Here is a 16,390-nt window from a genome sequence, read left to right as displayed (position 1 = left end):
AGACGAACAAAAAAACCTGCGCACTGCGCAGGTTTTTTTTGCCTGAACCCTCACCATTACTCGTCCCAGCGTTCGACCGCTTCCCTCGCCTGCTCGTTCATCGGCACGGCCACCAGCCCGGAGGCCGACAGCCGCACGTCAAACACCGCACCGTCCCGCATGGGCATGAACGTGGCGTTGCCATACACACCCTCTACGAACGGCATATTGAACTCGCGATCCAGCTCCCACAAATCCAGCCAGAACCGGTCGCCCAGGCCAATTATCGTCCGCGGCGCGGTCCGTTCCTGCTCCAGCGACGTGTACCGCCCACCCAGCCGCTCGAGCCGATAACCCGGCGCTATGCCCAGCCACCGCAATGGCCCGGAAAACCGGATAATGCGGGCATCCAGTTGCCACTGATCGCCACGCAGGGTTTCCGTCAGGTTCTTGTCATCGCGCGGCTTCATGGTCACCAGCCAGACCTGCTCGCCCTGACGCTGGATGGAAATGGTCGCCACCGTCTGCATACCCGCCAACGACTGATAGCCGGCAACGTTGACCGCAATCACCAGGCTGTACAGACCAAACACAATAATGGCAAAAACCGCCATGCCCTTGAGCCAGCCCAGCAGCCATCGGGGCCGGAGGAAGAACAGCAGTCCCAGGATCACCAGCAGCGCTCCGAACGCGCCCAGCACCATGGTTGCAAGATCGTGGGACATGGGAGTTAAAGGCCTACGTCGTCCAGGGAGGTTTCAGCCAGCTTGAGCAGGTCGGCATTCCGCTCCTCCCGCTGACCAATGCTTTCAATGTAGTACTCGAGGGAGGTAAGCGCGTCCGCCAGCGCTTCCAGCACCTGCATCGGCGGCGCCTCCCGGGCGTCCAGCAATCGTTCCTGGATCGACCCGGCCACCCGCTCGAGCACGGTCGCCGCCGAGGGGTCGTTGACCATCTGCAATCCGCCCCAGATGCTGTGCAGGGTGCTAGGCAGATTGGCCAGGTGCAGTTTGTCGTAATCCGATTCCATGAACGCGGTGATGGCCCGTTTCGCCAGGGTCAGCGCGCCGCGTGCCTCGTCGGCTACCACAAACAGAGCTTCGCGCAGGTACACCGACTCGTCCCGACCCAGCTGGCTGTTGGCCAGCGCGTCGGTCTCCGAGGTGATGCCCCGGGTCACAATCTGGACGATGGCGTCTTCGATGCCCAGCACCGAATCCGCCAGCCGGTACAGCTCCTCATCGCCGGGCAGCCGGGACTCTGCTTCCCAGGTGCGCAGGCGCTTGGCCTCATCCCGGGACACGCCCGCGAGCTTGCTGAGGTCCAGCATCACCAGGGTGTTGGCCAGGCGGTCCAGAGCGTCGGCGATGGACGACAGCTCGGCCAGGTCCGGTTCGATGCCGCGTTCGATGATGTCCAGCTTGTCCTTCAGCTGATTCAGTTCGTCCTGCAGGGCGTCCGACAACGACTTGAGCACATCGGTCCCTGGGCCGTAGAGGCGCCGGGCATGGGCCTCGAGTATTGCGTCCGGGAAGTCCGTCGGCGCCAACTGGTAGGCCGACAGCACCGCGGTGACCTCGGGGTTGGCGGAGCCACTGCGATACAGCAGGTAGACCAGATCCCGAACCAGGGAGTCCGGGGCGTCCTTGGCGGTGGCCACCTTGCCAACGTAGACCACCTCCCGGGCATATTTTTCAATACGCATGAGCATGCGCTTGCGCGCCTTGGTGAACCCCATGGCCCGGTCGAGCATGGTGTCGGCGACGATCGACACCAGGCACCACAGCTGTCCCATGGGTGCGCCCTGGCACAACCGCGCCAGGCCTCGGGCTGCCCGCCCCACCAGCTTCTTGCTGACCACATCGTTACGATCGCGCAGGATACTCAGCAACGCCACCTGCAGGGTCAGTCGCATGCGCCGGGCCATCACCTCGTATTCCGCGTCGTCGCCATCGAATGGCTGCAGACTCAGCCCGGCGCAGAAGTCCGGCCGCTCTTTCACATCGACGTCAAAGAAACAGGATTCGGGATAGGGTTTTTCCCGGCGGGCTTCGCGCAGGTCATTGATCACCGGCAACAACAGTTCCGGATGGTCCTCACGCTGTTGGTGGTAATACTCCACGTAGCGCCGCAGGATGAAGAGCGCGCTGTTGAGGGTGGTCAGGAGGATGTTTTTGTCGTCGTTGGCGCCGACGGGGACGTCGTTGGCCATGCTGACCGCTTCCTGACACAGCAGGGTGCCGCCCCGCAGCTCCACCAGGATGAAGATGCCGCGCAACTGATTCAGGAAGTCCACGCAATTCTGGAGGTCTTCACCGCTCTCACGGTTTTCCTGGAAGCGCTCGAGACTGGATTCGGCCTGTTTGATGGTTTGCTCTATTTCGCTCTTCACCAAATCAAACGACTGCGATTTCGTCGCCAGAGACGATTGAACCATAAACGCTTCCTGTTATTGTGCGGAGACTACCGCGTCCTAAACCGTGACTGCAGCCCGTCCGGTAAACTGACAGGCGTTTATTGTTGTGAGCCGGTTCAACCCTTTCCGGCCTGCCCGTAAAAAACGGGGCGAACGTCCGCTAAAACTGGCGAACTTGTCATTACTTATAACATAAAACTCATGTAGCTCAAGAAAGCCGGAATGTAACATTTGGTACACACCGGCCCGACCCTCAATCGCCCTGCTGAAGCTTGCCCCAGACCGTACCGCCAGCCTGCTTTTCCAGCATGGCCATGAACTCCTCATGGGCTTCGCTCTCATCGTCCGACGCCTGAATCACCGTTAACGGCGAACGGTCGCTGGGCAATCGGCGAATCCCTCCGGTACCGCTTCCCCCTTCGGCTCCGGCGTCCAGGGACAGGGCGGTCTGACCGCCGGTCAGCAGCAGATAGACATCGGCCAGGATCTCGGCGTCCAGCAAGGCGCCGTGCAGCTCACGATTGCTGTTGTCGACACCGTACCGCTTACAGAGGGCGTCCAGGCTGTTCTTCTGGCCCGGGTGCTTCTTCCGGGCAATGGCCAGGGAGTCAACGATGCCACAGTGGTCCGCAGTTTTGCGCACCGGCTTCAAGCGCGCGAATTCCGCATCCATGAAGCCGACGTCGAACGCCGCGTTATGGATGACCAGCTCCGCGCCCTTGATGAACTCGAAGAAGTCGTTGGCGATCTCAGCGAACTTGGGTTTGTCCGCGAGAAACTCGTTGGTGATCCCGTGCACGGTGATGGCTTCCGCCTCCACCTCCCGCTCAGGGTTGATGTACACGTGGTAGTTGCGCCCGGTGAGCTGGCGTTCGACCACTTCCACGCACCCGATCTCGATGATCCGGTGGCCCTCGTTAGGGTCGATACCGGTGGTTTCTGTATCCAGTACTATTTGTCTCATAACTCAGTCTTGCCCGGTGTCTTCGGTGTCAGGCGCTGGCCAGCTCGGCCACGCCCTGATTTGCCAGTTCATCGGCCAGTTCATTGTCGGGAATACCGGCGTGGCCCTTGACCCAGTGCCAGTTGACCCGGTGCCTGGCCGTCTCGGCGTCCAGCTCGCGCCACAGATCGTCGTTCTTGACCGGCTTCTTGGCGGCGGTTTTCCAGCCGTTGCGCTTCCAGCCCGACAACCATTCGGTGATGCCTTTGCGAACGTACTGGGAGTCGGTGTACAGCTCCACGTCGCACGGGCGTTTCAGCGCCGCCAGGCCGCGGATGGCCGCCATCAGCTCCATTCGGTTGTTGGTGGTGTTGCGCTCACCACCGTGCAGGGTCTTGCGCACATCGCCGTAGCGCAAGACCACGCCCCAGCCACCGGGGCCAGGGTTCCCTTTACAGGCGCCGTCGGTGTACAGAATCACCTTGCCGGACATGGTTACTCCTATCGGTCGTATTTAATCGGATTTTCCAGGCAGGAACTGCCGTTGCGCACAGCCCCGGGAGGCGCCAACGGTGCGGGTGCCGGACAAGGAGATCACCTTGGCCTGTCGCCACGGCGGTCGGCGGGGCAGACCCGCGTATACGCGTTTTTTCGCAAGGATACAGTAATAGGCGCCAACAGGCAGGATTCGGTTTCCCGCGAGGCGGGCATCGAGCCCGTCCAGGGGCCGCCGGCCACTGCGCTGCATAGGCAACCGGAAGAACCGGGTGACCGACGCCTCGACATTGAAGCCCAGCAGATGCAGCCAGTCCTCCATGCGCCCACGCAGCAGGAACCGACCACCCCACGGACCTTCCCGATGCCGGGAAACGAGCCGACGCAGTCCCCACAGGCTCATCGGGTTGAAGCCCATCAACGCAATGGTGCCCTCGCCTCTCAACACCCTGGCGGCTTCCCGGATCACTTCATGGGGGTACTGACTGAAATCGGCGCTGTGATGCAGGATCACCAGGTCCATGGAATCACCGGGAAACGGCAGTTCGTGGGCGGCACAGACCGTCACTCCATCCGGGATGTGTGGGTGCCACCGGGGCGTGGTCATGATCCGCTGGACGAAATCCGTTCCGGTCGCCAGCGGCAGGCGGTGGCTGACCCCGACCTGGATCTGGCGCGCGCCGGTGAGTCGCGCCAGCTCGTGGTCGAGCATGGCCCGTTGATCGGCCAGCAATGCCCGACCAAGCGGGGTGCCGAACCACCGCTCGAAACTTTCGTGTCGTACCGGGTAATTGATGACGCCAGGCTCTTTCACACCGTCCGCTCCAGCAACCAGGGCCCGCTGTTGGGGCCATGTCTGTAATGATCTATCATATCAGGCACACTCGTTTTGCACATGTGGGGTTTTATGTTGACCATCTCCGCCATTCCGGCCTTTAGCGACAATTACATCTGGTGCCTGTCCAACCCTGACAATGGCAAGGCGCTGGTCGTTGACCCCGGCCAGGCCGATCCGGTGGTTGATCGCCTGGCCGAGCAGGGGCTGGTCCTCGACACCATCCTGATCACTCACCACCACCCCGACCATGTCGGTGGCGTGAGCCAGCTGATGAAGGCCTTCCCCGAGTGCCAGGTAACCGGTCCTGCAGACTCCCCATTCAAGGGCTGCACCAGTACCGTTCGCCCCGGTGACGAAGTGAGCTGGGAAGGCATGACCTTCCAGGTACTGGGCGTGCCCGGCCACACCCTGGACCACATCGCCTATTTCTCCGACACCGAGATCAACGGGCGACCGGTGCTGTTTTGCGGCGACACCCTGTTTGTGTGCGGCTGCGGCCGGCTGTTCGAAGGCAAACCCGCGCAGATGCGCCAGTCGCTGCAGACCCTGCGGGCGCTTCCGGAAAAAACCGCGGTGTACTGTGCGCACGAGTACACCCTGGCGAATCTGAAGTTCGCCCGCAGTTGGCTGCCCAACGACCAGGGCCTCAAGGACTTTGAAGCACGGTGTCAGGAGCGGCGCGAGCGTGGTGAAGCGACGGTACCGTCGGTGCTGGCCGAGGAAAAAAGACTGAACCCGTTCCTGCGCTGGGACGACCCCGCCGTGGTTGATGCCGCCCGGAATTACTGCGCCACTCACGGACTGCCGGCCGATTCGGACAACGCCATCTTCGCCGCCATTCGCCACGGCAAGGATAACTTTTAGGCGGTTAACAAATCCTCTCAAGGACGTAACGAGCGGATTCTTGACCCTCCGAAAAGGGCTCCCATAGAATCGTTCCAATTTTGTGACAGTCACCCATTAGACAGGCCGGATTTCGCGACAGATCTTCCGGCTTCAACTGTAAGCCGGAAGTATTCTATGTCCGTCAAAAGATGGTCTTTACTCGTGTTCGCCGGGGCGTTGGCCACCGGCTGTAGTCTCCTGAATCAGCCCGTGGAGGACTGGGACAGCCCCACGGCCTGGTTCAGTGACGACGATACCGACGAGGGCGAAACCAACCCGCTGGAATCCGAAGAAGTGACGGTCGCCACCGGGGATGAGGAACTGAAGCAATCGGTGGTCGCCGGTGACGGCGAAGACGCCACCGCCGACAGCCCCCTGGATGACGCCATCGCGCCGGAGTTGCGCACCACCGCACGGGACGCCCGGGCCAAACTGGACGACCCCGAGCAGCAGCCGACCGAGACCGACGCCGCACAGGAAGATCTCTGGACCCGACTGCGGGCCGGCTTCGCCCTCAACCATGACGTCGACAATGAGCGGGTGCGCGACCAGCTGAACTGGTACGCCAGTCACCCCGGCTACATCAACCGGGTGGTGGACCGGGGCAGTCGTTACCTGCACTACATCATCGGTGAGATTGAGAAACGCGATCTGCCGACAGAGTTTGCGCTGTTGCCCGTGGTTGAGAGCGCCTTCGATCCGTTTGCCTACTCCCACGGTCGCGCGGCCGGGCTGTGGCAGTTCATTCCCTCTACCGGCAAGTACTTCGGTCTGACCCAGAGCTGGTGGCATGACGATCGCCGGGACGTGGTCGCAGCCACCGATGCCGCCCTGACCTACCTCGACCGCCTGGCCAAACGGTTCGACGGCGACTACACCCTGGCGCTGGCTGCCTACAACAGCGGCGGTGGTACCGTGTCCAGCGCCATGCGCCGCAATCGGAAGCTGAACCGGCCCCAGGATTTCTGGTCGCTCGAGCTGCCCCGGGAAACCCGCCACTATGTGCCCAAGCTGATCGCCCTGGCCAAGATCTTTGACCAGCCAGAAGCCTATGGTATTGAGTTGCCGCCGCTGGAGAACAAGCCGTATTTCGAGATCGTGAAGACCGGCTCCCAGCTGGACCTCGCCCAGGCGGCGGAACTGGCGGACGTCGACGTGGATGAGATCTATCTGCTGAACCCGACCTACAATCGCTGGGCGACCAATCCGGACGGCCCGCACCGGCTGCTGGTGCCGCGGGAAAACGCCGACACCTTCCGCGCCGCGCTGGCAAAGATACCGGCCAACCAGCGGGTGTCCTGGCGCAACTACAAGGTGCAATCCGGGGACAGCCTGATCACCATTGCCCGCAAATTCTCCACCACGCCGTCGGTGATCCAGCAGGTGAACAAGCTGAACACCGACCTGATCCGCGTCGGCCAGCGCCTGATGATTCCGTCGGCCAGTAAGGGCTCCGACACCTACGCGCTCAGTGCCTCCCAGCGCCTCGAACGCAAACAGGAGCGCAAACGGGATGGCAACAAGGTCCGCTACACCGTGCGCCGGGGCGACACCTTCTGGGACATTGCCCGGGACCACCGGGTCTCGGTCCGCGAGGTGGCCGCCTGGAATGGCATGGCGCCCGGCGACCCACTGATTCCCGGCAAGGAACTGGTGATCTGGTCCAAGACCGCGCAACCAAGTGTGGCGGCGGCTAGCAGCAGCCGTGGCAAGGCCATGGTCCGCAAGGTCGGGTACCGGGTCCGCAAGGGCGACAACCTGTCGTCAATCGCCAACCGGTTTTCCGTGAATGTGCAGGACATCGCAAGCTGGAACGACCTGAACACCTCACGTTATCTGCAACCCGGACAAAGTCTGGTACTCTACGTGGATATACGGAACAGTCCCTGATCGCCAGTATGCCGGTGCAGGAACTTTCCCTAACTACAAGAATCATAAGGGTTCATAATGGAACCTGAGGCGCCCCGACGGGATTCGGGGCGCCGGCCTGACACCCCGGAACGTGCGAGACCTATGACAAGCAAACGGACAGCCTCATACCTGAAACCGATTCTCCCCTTTCTCGCCTCCCTGGCTCTGATGCCGCCGGTCCTCGCCGATGACCACAACACCGGCCCGGCCGAACCCCGTCACGGCATGGCCATGCACGGTGAGCCCAAATACCCCGAAGGCTTCTCGCACTTCGACTACGTAAACGCGGACGCGCCCAAGGGCGGAACCCTGAAGATGGCCGTGGTTGCCAATGGCTTCGATTCGTTCAACCCGTTCGACATCCGGGGTGTCGCCGCCGCTGGCATCAACACCTACCTGTACGACACCCTGATGGAGTCGTCCGACGATGAGCCGTTTTCGGCCTACGGCCTGATCGCGGAATCCATGGAGACCCCGGAGGATCGCAGCTACGTGGTCTTCAATCTGCGCGAGCAGGCCCGGTTCCACGACGGCGAACCGATTACCGCGGAAGATGTGAAATTCTCGTTCGAGACCCTGACCACCAAAGGGCATCCGTTCTTCCGCAACTACTACGCCGATGTCGCCTCGGTCACGGCCGTGACGCCACAGCGGGTGCGCTTCGACTTCAAACCCACCACCAACCGGGAACTGCCGCTGATCCTGGGACAGATGCCGGTGTTGCCCGCGCACTACTGGGCCGACCGGGACTTTGGCGGGAACGGCTTGACCCCACCCCTGGGCAGCGGCCCCTACCGGATTGGTGATTTTGAGGCCGGTCGTTCCATTGTCTACCAGCGGGTGGAAGACTACTGGGCCAAGGACCTGGGCGTTCGCAAGGGCCGGTTCAACTTCGACCAGATCCGCTACGACTACTACACCGACGACACGGTGGCATTGGAAGCCTTTAAGGCCGGCAATTTCGACTTCCGGGTGGAAACATCCGCCAAAAACTGGGCCACCGCCTACGCCGGCCCGAAATTCGACAGTGGCAAGATTGTGACCGAAGCCATCGACCACCAGCGCCCAACCGGGATGCAGGGGTTTGTATTCAACACCCGCCGGGACAAGTTCAGCGATCCTCGGGTACGGCAGGCCCTTGCCTACGCCTTCGACTTCGAATGGGCCAACCGCAACCTGTTTTACGGTCAGTACACCCGCACCGACAGCTATTTCGAGAACAGCGAACTGGCCTCCTCCGGGCTACCCGAGGGCCGTGAACTGGAACTGCTGGAGGCCTACCGGGACCAGCTGCCCCCCGAAGTGTTCAGCGAGACCTACCAGCCACCGGTAACCGATGGCCAGCAAGGAGTCCGGCAAAATCTGCGGCGCGCACTGGAACTGCTCCGCTCGGCCGGGTACGCCATCAAGGACGGCAAACTGACCCACACCGAAACCGGGACGCCGCTGGCGTTCGAAATCCTGCTGTTCCAGAAGAGCTTCGAACGGGTGGTTCTGCCGTTCAAGAACAACCTGGCCAAACTCGGCATCGAGGTTTCGGTTCGCCTGGTGGATTCCAACCAGTACGTGCAACGGGTGCGCGAGTTCGACTTCGACATGATCACCCAGGTGATGCCCCAGTCCGATTCCCCCGGCAACGAACAGCGCGAGTACTGGCACTCGGCCAACGTAGACGCCATCGGCTCCCGCAATTACATGGGCGTGAACAGCCCGGTGATCGACGATCTGGTGCGCCAGGTAATCCAGGCGCCGGATCGGGACGAGCTGGTGCAACGGGTACGGGCGCTGGACCGGGTGCTGTTGCACGGCCATTACGTCGTTCCCCATTGGCACCTGGCCAAGGATCGGGTGGCCTACTGGCGGCACCTGCAACGCCCGCAGATGACACCCAAGAACGGGGTCGACCTGGACAACTGGTGGGTAAAGCCCTGAGCCGTTGATTCTGACCCTCGCTGTAACGGAAGGAACTCCCCGCTAAATGGGCATCTATATTATCCGAAGGCTGGCGCTCATTATCCCGACCCTGATCGGGATAATGCTGCTCAACTTCGTGATCGTCCAGGCCGCCCCCGGGGGCCCGGTCGAGCAGCTGATTGCCGAGATGGAAGGTCACGGCGGCAGCGCCCTGGCCCGCGCCTCCGGCGGCGATGCCGGGGGCGAAGTGTCCAGCGCCTCGGGGGACAGCCGGGGCTCGCGCGGCATACCGGAAGAGCTGCTGCGGGAGATCGAAGTCATGTACGGCTTCGACAAGCCGCCTCACGAACGCTTCCTGAAAATGCTCGGCGACTACGCCACCTTCAATTTCGGCGATTCCTTTTTCCGGGAAAAGAGCGTGACCGACCTGATCCTGGAAAAGATGCCGGTGTCCATCTCCCTGGGCCTGTGGTCTACCCTGATCATCTATCTCATTTCCATCCCCCTGGGCATCCGCAAGGCGGTCACGGACGGCTCCCGCTTTGACGTCTGGAGCAGCTCCGCCATCGTGGTGGGCTACGCCATTCCCGGCTTCCTGTTCGCGATCCTGCTGATCGTTCTGTTCGCCGGCGGCAGCTACTTTGACTGGTTCCCGCTGCGGGGACTGACCTCGTCCAATTTCGACGAACTTACCTGGTACCAGAAGGTCGGCGACTATTTCTGGCACCTGGCGCTGCCGGTGACGGCCAATGTGATCGGTGGCTTTGCCACCCTCACCCTGCTCACCAAGAACTCGTTCCTGGACGAAATCAGTAAACAGTATGTGGTGACCGCCAGGGCCAAGGGGCTAGACGAGAAGCGCGTGCTCTACGGCCATGTGTTCCGCAACGCCATGTTGATCGTCATCGCCAGTCTGCCCGGGGTTCTGGTGGCACTGTTTTTCACCGGCTCGCTGCTGATCGAAGTGATTTTCTCCCTGGACGGCCTGGGCCTGTTGGGTTTTGAAGCAGCCCTGAATCGGGATTACCCGGTGATCTTCGGCACCCTCTACATCTTTACCCTGATGGGGCTGATCCTGAAGCTGATCAGCGACATCACCTACGTTCTGGTGGACCCCCGCATCGACTTCGAAAGCCGGGAGGGCGCCTGACCGTGAAGCCTCTGACCCCGATCCAGCAACGCCGGCTGCGAAATTTCCGGGCCAACCGCCGTGGCTTCTGGTCGCTGTGGGTCTTTCTGGCCCTGTTCGGCCTGTCCCTGGCGGCGGAGCTGATCGCCAACGACGCCCCGCTGATGGTGTCCTACCAGGGCGACCTCTATTTCCCGGTGGTCGAGGCGGTGCCGGAGGAAACCTTTGGTGGCTTCCTGCCCACCGAAGCGGATTACCGGGACCCGTTCATTGCCGATGAGATCCGGGCCAACGGCTGGTTGCTGTGGCCGCCCATCCGCTTCAGTTACGACACCATCAACTACGATCTCGACGTGCCCTCACCGGCGCCTCCCAGCGCCGAAAACTGGCTCGGCACCGACGATCAGGGCCGCGACGTGGCCGCCCGGGTGATCTACGGCTTCCGAATTTCCGTGCTGTTCGGCCTGACTCTGACCTTCGCCAGCTGCCTCGTCGGGGTAGCGGTCGGGGCCATCCAGGGGTACTACGGCGGCAAGATCGACCTGCTGGGCCAGCGCTTCATCGAGGTCTGGTCCGGTTTGCCGGTGCTGTACCTGCTGATCATCCTGTCCAGCATCGTGCAGCCCAACTTCTGGTGGCTGCTGGGCATCATGCTGCTGTTCAGCTGGATGGGGCTGGTGGACGTGGTGCGCGCGGAATTCCTTAGGGCCCGCAACTTCGAATACGTGAAAGCCGCCCGGGCCCTGGGTCTGGACAACCGCAAGATCATGTTCCGGCACATATTGCCCAACGCCATGGTCGCAACCCTGACCTTTCTGCCGTTCATCCTTACCGGCGCCATCACCGGCCTGACCTCACTGGATTTCCTGGGCTTCGGCCTGCCCTCCGGCTCACCCTCGCTGGGCGAGCTGATCGCCCAGGGCAAGGCCAACCTGCACGCACCCTGGCTCGGCATATCCGCGTTCGTGTCCCTGTCGGTGATGCTGACCCTGCTGGTGTTCGTGGGCGAGGCCGTGCGCGATGCCTTCGATCCGAGAAAGAGCTGATATGACCGAACTGCTGCAGATTTCCAACCTGTCCATCTGCTTCAACGGCGGCCCGCGGGTGGTGGACAACCTGTCCTTCGGCATTCGCGAGGGCCAGACCCTGGCGCTGGTCGGAGAAAGCGGCTCGGGCAAATCCATCTCGGCGTTGTCTATCCTGCGCCTGCTGGACGAGCGCCACGCCAGCTACCCCAGCGGCGAGATCCGGTTCCGCGGCGAGGATATGCTGCAGGCCAACGACCGGCGCCTGCGCCAGATTCGCGGCCGCCAGATCAGCATGATCTTCCAGGAACCGATGACGTCCCTGAACCCGCTGCACACCGTGGAAAAGCAGATCAGCGAGACCCTGGCGCTGCACAAGGGCCTGCGCAATTCCGCGGCCCGCAAGCGCTGCCTGGAGCTGCTCGACCTGGTTGGCATCCGGGATCCCGAGAGCCGGCTCGACAGCTATCCGCACCAGCTGTCCGGGGGGCAGAAACAACGGGTGATGATTGCCATGGCCCTGGCCAACGAGCCAGACCTGCTGATCGCCGACGAACCCACGACGGCGCTGGATGTCACCGTGCAGAAACAGGTGCTGGAGCTGCTGCGGGAGCTTCAGGCCAAACTCGGCATGGCAATCCTGCTGATTACCCACGACCTGAGCATTGTCCATCGCTACGCCGACCGGGTCGCCGTGATGGAGCGCGGCAAACTGGTGGAACACGCCGACACCGAAACCCTGTTTGAGCAGCCACAGCACCCCTACACCCGCATGCTGCTGGATGCCGAGCCTCCCGAGGCGCCACCGGCGATCAGCGCGGCGGCAGCACCGCTGCTGGAGGTCAAGGGTCTGGACGTGCGCTTTCCCACCCGCAAGTCTTTGCTGGGTAAGGTCAAGGAAAGCTTTCACGCGGTCCGGGACACCAATTTCACGCTGAATCGGGGCGAAACCCTGGGCATCGTCGGCGAGAGTGGCAGTGGCAAGACCACCATCGGCCACGCCCTGCTCAAGCTGATTGGAAGCACCGGCCGCATCCGCTTGGCCGGTGAGGATCTGGGCGCGCTGAACCAGCGGCAGTTCCGGCCCTGGCGCCGACGGATCCAGATTGTCTTTCAGGACCCGTTTGGCAGCCTGAGCCCGCGGATGTCGATTGGCGACATCGTGCGCGAAGGACTGGAGATCCACGATCCAGACAACGACGCCTCCCACGAGCAGCGGGTCATTCGCGCCCTCCAGGACGTCGGCCTGGATCCGGAGGCACGGCACCGCTACCCGCACGAATTCTCCGGCGGCCAGCGCCAACGCATCGCCATCGCCCGCGCCCTGGTGCTGCAACCGGACCTGATCATTCTGGACGAGCCCACCTCGGCGCTGGACCGCACCGTGCAAAAGCAGGTCATCGAGCTGCTCCAGCAGATCCAGAGCCGCTATGGTCTAAGCTATATCTTCATCAGCCACGACCTGGCGGTGGTTCGGGCGCTCAGCCACAAACTCCTGGTGCTGCATCACGGACAGGTGGTTGAGTACGGTAACGCCGAGGACATCTTCGAGGCCCCGGAACAGGCCTACACCCAGGAATTGCTGAATGCGGCGTTCTTCTACCAGACGCCGTCTACGACCAATTGAGTGTTACCCGGATCGAAACAGTTCGGGGATAATGCTCCGAAATCAGGAACACAGGGAGATTGACCCATGGGAATACTCAGTGGCAAGAAAGCACTCATCGTTGGCGTTGCCAGTAAACTGTCGATTGCCTACGGCATCGCCGAGGCCTTTGCCCGCGAGGGCGCGGAGCTGGCCTTCACCTACCAGAATGAGAAGCTTCAGCCTCGCGTCGAGAAGTTTGCCGAGCAGTGGGGCAGCAAACTGACCTTCCCCTGTGACGTCGCCAGCGACGAGGAAATCCAGAACGTCTTCACCGAGCTGAACAAGCACTGGGATCACATCGACATCATTGTGCACGCGGTCGGTTTCGCGCCGGGTCACGAACTGGATGGCAACTACGTGGACGTCACCACCCGTGAAGGGTTCCGGATTGCCCACGACATCAGCTCCTACAGCTTTGTCGCACTGGCCAAGGGTGCCCGCTCAATGATGCACGAGGGCAGCTCGCTGCTGACCCTGAGCTATCTGGGCGCCGAACGCGTCCTGCAGAACTACAACGTGATGGGCCTGGCCAAGGCGTCCCTGGAGTCCAACGTCCGGTACATGGCGGCAAGCCTGGGCAAGGACGGCATTCGGGTTAACGGTATCTCCGCGGGTCCAATCAAGACCCTGGCGGCCTCCGGCATCAAGAGCTTCCGCAAGATGCTGGCCGAGAACGCCAAGCGTGCGCCCCTGCGCCGGAACGTCACCATCGAGGAAGTGGGCAATGCCGCCAGCTTCCTGAGTTCCGACCTGGCCAGCGGTATCACCGGGGAAATCATGTACGTCGACGCCGGTTTCAACATCACCGGCATGGCGGAAATGGAAGACTGACCCCAACCGCGGTTCGGGCAGCAACAAAAAAGCCGGCGCATCGCCGGCTTTTTTTATGGCCGTTATTCGGCCGCCAACGCCTGGGCCACCGCCTCAACCCATTCCACGTAGGCGGTGCCGGCGGAATCCAGCACCTGACACCCCACCAGGAACTGGGACTGGCTGGGCCGGCACCAGACCACCTCGACCATCAGGGTAAAGCTCTCGGAACGTTGCCCCAGGGACACCTGGGCCGGCAGCAGCGCTCCGATGGACAGTGGTTCCCGGGAAAACAGCGACATGCCCCGGGCCGAGATATCACGGAGTCGGCAAGCCAGGTCCCTGGCCCGTTCACTGCCACTGGCGTCGGGTGCCTTCGACTCCAACTCCAGCACTACCCGGGCCGTTGCCGTCAGCCGGTAGTCTGATCGATTGTCCGGGCCAGGCCGGCCCTCGTCGGGATTGCCAAAACTGTAATCTGCTTCCGTCATTCTTGTTATACCGTCCTCTGCTGCTAATTCCGTCCGACCCGAATTCGACCGACGACCCGGCTCAGGGCGTCGTCAAACTCCGCGCTGCTATCGAGCACCCGGACCTGACCACGGAGAACCCCCTCCACCAAGGCCTCGTCCCGGTACTCACGCCGATTGAGCCCCAAGCGATCAACGAACACGAGTTTGCGTGAGGCGTTGATTCGGACCGCCAGTTTCAATCGGACCGGCTCGTCCCCATCCTGGTCCGGCGCCACCACGATCCAGCCCCCCAGCTGGATACCGTCCACCTGTTTTTGGGCAATCAAGGTCTGTTCCCGCAACAGGCGTTCCTGCTCCAGGCGCTCGTCTTCCAGGCGTTGCTGTTCCGCCACTGCACGCTGCCGGGCCAGTTCCGCCTCCCGGGCCTCTTCTTCGGCACGGCGCGCCGCCTCCGCCTGTGCCCGTTCCTGACGCAGGGCCTCGGCCCGAATTCGTGCCTGCTCGGCAGCCAACTCCCGTTGCCGGCGCTGCTTGCCGGATACCTTGGCCAGGAGTTCGACCGTTTCCGACAACACCTGGCCGAATGGGGTTAACCGCGGCAGCGGCCGCAGGCTGCCCTTGTCGCAGGCCGCCTTAAACTCGGCCCAGGGCTGCACCCCCTGCTTGACCCCGGCGCCGTTGGTCCAGAGTATTTCGGCGGTGTCCTCGAGCAGGGCAAAGAAATAGCGTCGCTGTTCGCTGCGCCCTTCCCCCTCGACAAACCATTCCCCCTCCACCTCTTTGACGGCACCGACATCGGCACCGGTAAAACCCAGCCAGGCGCCATCCCAGGCAAACGCTTGGCTGGACGCCAGGGCGTCGTGCAATTCCGCCGGCTCGCCCCGCAGCCGAGCCACCATCACCTCTTCAATGCCGTCCAGGGTGCCGGCCGCCAACGGCAGGCGAAAGGTTCGCTGCCACACATCGAGAATGCGATCGCCGATCTGCTCGCCCACGTGATAGAGCCGATTGCGATCCTGATCGGACAAGCTCGGATCCCCCACCCAGACCAGCCACTCGAGCAGTTTGGACCCGTGGCGACAGGCCTCGCCATCGACCCCATCCTGCCAGATCGCCTGTTTCAGCAATCGGTACCAGTGATCCAGAATAAACTTGCTGATGGCGGGTGGGAGTTTTCGGCCTTGCAAGGCCCGGCCAATCAGGGCGCGGGCGGTCTGATCCGCCCGACGTTGACGGGCCGCCCCCTGCTCGGTCTCCAACAGGCGGGCGCGGAGCTTGCCGACCTGGGCGTTGCGCCGCGCCAGATCGTCCTGCCACTGCTGACAGAACTGCTCAACGGGCTCGATGGTGCCGGTCTCGAAGCTGCCGGAAACCGCGATGATCAGGGCATCAAGCTGATCCAGCAGGACCCTGGCTGAGCGGCCGCCGGTGTTACTCCAGCCCCGCCACTCCTGCAGGCTGTCGAGCCAGCTGATGATGGTGTCGCTGAAGGTTTGGGCGCCGTCCAGGTTCATTCGCCAGGCAAAGAAAAAGCGCAATCGGGCAATGCGCTGGGACAGGTCTGGGTGCAGACCACTGGTTTTCAGGAACACGTCCATGATGCGGTCGGCGATGTACGCGGCATTCACCTGCTTGGAAGACCAGATCAGGTGCACGGACCGCAGTACGTGGGTGACCCGCTCGTCCCGCTGCTCGTTCCAGCACGACAACAACAACGGTCGCCAGTCGCTAACGGCGTCCGCTTCAAGCTTGCCTGCGGGGTACGGCAGATCCGGCACCCGAATGCCGGCGAGGACATCGCCAATCTTCCCGGAAACCGCCTTGCCAGTCGGCAGCTGTCGCGGTTTCTGCCTGTTTTGTGACATCCGTTCCCCGTACCTAAGAAGCGTTGAAAAGGCCTACCAAATGACGCAGTATAACCACC

Annotated in this window: 14 protein-coding genes; 7 read left to right on the top strand and 7 right to left on the bottom strand. The window is 62.4% G+C overall.

Features of this window, described 5'->3' with window-relative positions; all coding sequences use genetic code 11:
* Positions 1-56: 56 nt before the first annotated feature.
* The 5 genes from U5822_RS14850 to U5822_RS14830 all read right to left on the bottom strand — a co-directional run bounded on the left by U5822_RS14850 (position 57) and on the right by U5822_RS14830 (position 4,647).
* Positions 57-704 carry a multidrug transporter gene (locus U5822_RS14850; RefSeq protein ID WP_322856387.1) on the bottom strand — a complete coding sequence of 216 codons (648 nt, stop codon included), beginning with the start codon at positions 702-704 and terminating at the stop codon, positions 57-59.
* 5 nt (positions 705-709) lie between these two features.
* Complete coding sequence (locus U5822_RS14845) at positions 710-2,416, bottom strand: FimL-related protein (protein ID WP_322856386.1); 1,707 nt, start codon at positions 2,414-2,416, stop codon at positions 710-712.
* Positions 2,417-2,648: 232 nt separating this feature from the next.
* Positions 2,649-3,359, bottom strand: coding sequence for a DNA polymerase III subunit epsilon (gene dnaQ, locus U5822_RS14840; protein WP_322856385.1), 711 nt, complete (start codon positions 3,357-3,359; stop codon positions 2,649-2,651).
* A 28-nt stretch (positions 3,360-3,387) separates the two neighbouring features.
* Entirely contained in the window at positions 3,388-3,831 is a 444-nt protein-coding gene (gene rnhA, locus U5822_RS14835) for a ribonuclease HI (protein WP_322856384.1), read from the bottom strand.
* A gap of 21 nt (positions 3,832-3,852) precedes the next feature.
* Complete coding sequence (locus U5822_RS14830) at positions 3,853-4,647, bottom strand: class I SAM-dependent methyltransferase (RefSeq protein WP_322856383.1); 795 nt, start codon at positions 4,645-4,647, stop codon at positions 3,853-3,855.
* A 93-nt stretch (positions 4,648-4,740) separates the two neighbouring features.
* Here U5822_RS14830 and gloB point away from each other — a divergent pair, with 93 nt between their 5' ends.
* The 7 genes from gloB (at position 4,741) to U5822_RS14795 (ending at position 14,014) form a co-directional block, all read left to right on the top strand.
* Entirely contained in the window at positions 4,741-5,535 is a 795-nt protein-coding gene (gene gloB, locus U5822_RS14825) for a hydroxyacylglutathione hydrolase (RefSeq protein WP_322856382.1), read from the top strand.
* Positions 5,536-5,691: 156 nt separating this feature from the next.
* On the top strand, positions 5,692-7,446 hold the full coding sequence (locus U5822_RS14820; RefSeq protein WP_322856381.1) for a LysM peptidoglycan-binding domain-containing protein: 1,755 nt from the start codon (positions 5,692-5,694) through the stop codon (positions 7,444-7,446).
* Positions 7,447-7,698: 252 nt separating this feature from the next.
* A complete protein-coding gene (locus U5822_RS14815; protein ID WP_425259426.1) occupies positions 7,699-9,399 on the top strand; it encodes an extracellular solute-binding protein in 1,701 nt (566 codons plus the stop codon).
* Positions 9,400-9,445: 46 nt separating this feature from the next.
* Positions 9,446-10,531, top strand: coding sequence for a microcin C ABC transporter permease YejB (locus U5822_RS14810; protein ID WP_322856379.1), 1,086 nt, complete (start codon positions 9,446-9,448; stop codon positions 10,529-10,531).
* Between the two features lie 2 nt (positions 10,532-10,533).
* Positions 10,534-11,556 (top strand): ABC transporter permease, encoded by a 1,023-nt coding sequence (locus U5822_RS14805; protein WP_322856378.1) that lies wholly within the window; start codon positions 10,534-10,536, stop codon positions 11,554-11,556.
* A 1-nt stretch (position 11,557) separates the two neighbouring features.
* Positions 11,558-13,162, top strand: coding sequence for an ABC transporter ATP-binding protein (locus tag U5822_RS14800; protein WP_322856377.1), 1,605 nt, complete (start codon positions 11,558-11,560; stop codon positions 13,160-13,162).
* A 66-nt stretch (positions 13,163-13,228) separates the two neighbouring features.
* On the top strand, positions 13,229-14,014 hold the full coding sequence (locus tag U5822_RS14795; RefSeq protein WP_322856376.1) for an enoyl-ACP reductase FabI: 786 nt from the start codon (positions 13,229-13,231) through the stop codon (positions 14,012-14,014).
* A 62-nt stretch (positions 14,015-14,076) separates the two neighbouring features.
* Here the strand turns inward: U5822_RS14795 and U5822_RS14790 are convergent, their stop codons facing one another.
* Both U5822_RS14790 and U5822_RS14785 read right to left on the bottom strand, forming a co-directional pair.
* Positions 14,077-14,484 carry a PilZ domain-containing protein gene (locus tag U5822_RS14790; protein ID WP_322856375.1) on the bottom strand — a complete coding sequence of 136 codons (408 nt, stop codon included), beginning with the start codon at positions 14,482-14,484 and terminating at the stop codon, positions 14,077-14,079.
* A gap of 23 nt (positions 14,485-14,507) precedes the next feature.
* Entirely contained in the window at positions 14,508-16,331 is a 1,824-nt protein-coding gene (locus tag U5822_RS14785) for a DUF1631 family protein (protein WP_322856374.1), read from the bottom strand.
* Between the last annotated feature and the right edge of the window lie 59 nt (positions 16,332-16,390).

Source organism: Marinobacter qingdaonensis, from assembly GCF_034555935.1.
Taxonomy (GTDB): domain Bacteria; phylum Pseudomonadota; class Gammaproteobacteria; order Pseudomonadales; family Oleiphilaceae; genus Marinobacter; species Marinobacter qingdaonensis.
The sequence above is the reverse complement of the archived record's forward strand: the minus strand, read 5'-3'. Positions and strand labels throughout refer to the sequence as shown.

Coding starts and splice junctions, on each gene's coding strand:
- U5822_RS14850 (WP_322856387.1), bottom strand. CDS start 704: ATGTCCCACGATCTTGCAACCATGGTGCTGGGCGCGTTCGGAGCGCTG.
- U5822_RS14845 (WP_322856386.1), bottom strand. CDS start 2,416: ATGGTTCAATCGTCTCTGGCGACGAAATCGCAGTCGTTTGATTTGGTG.
- dnaQ (WP_322856385.1), bottom strand. CDS start 3,359: ATGAGACAAATAGTACTGGATACAGAAACCACCGGTATCGACCCTAAC.
- rnhA (WP_322856384.1), bottom strand. CDS start 3,831: ATGTCCGGCAAGGTGATTCTGTACACCGACGGCGCCTGTAAAGGGAAC.
- gloB (WP_322856382.1), top strand. CDS start 4,741: ATGTTGACCATCTCCGCCATTCCGGCCTTTAGCGACAATTACATCTGG.
- U5822_RS14820 (WP_322856381.1), top strand. CDS start 5,692: ATGTCCGTCAAAAGATGGTCTTTACTCGTGTTCGCCGGGGCGTTGGCC.
- U5822_RS14815 (WP_425259426.1), top strand. CDS start 7,699: ATGCACGGTGAGCCCAAATACCCCGAAGGCTTCTCGCACTTCGACTAC.
- U5822_RS14810 (WP_322856379.1), top strand. CDS start 9,446: ATGGGCATCTATATTATCCGAAGGCTGGCGCTCATTATCCCGACCCTG.
- U5822_RS14800 (WP_322856377.1), top strand. CDS start 11,558: ATGACCGAACTGCTGCAGATTTCCAACCTGTCCATCTGCTTCAACGGC.
- U5822_RS14795 (WP_322856376.1), top strand. CDS start 13,229: ATGGGAATACTCAGTGGCAAGAAAGCACTCATCGTTGGCGTTGCCAGT.
- U5822_RS14790 (WP_322856375.1), bottom strand. CDS start 14,484: ATGACGGAAGCAGATTACAGTTTTGGCAATCCCGACGAGGGCCGGCCT.
- U5822_RS14785 (WP_322856374.1), bottom strand. CDS start 16,331: ATGTCACAAAACAGGCAGAAACCGCGACAGCTGCCGACTGGCAAGGCG.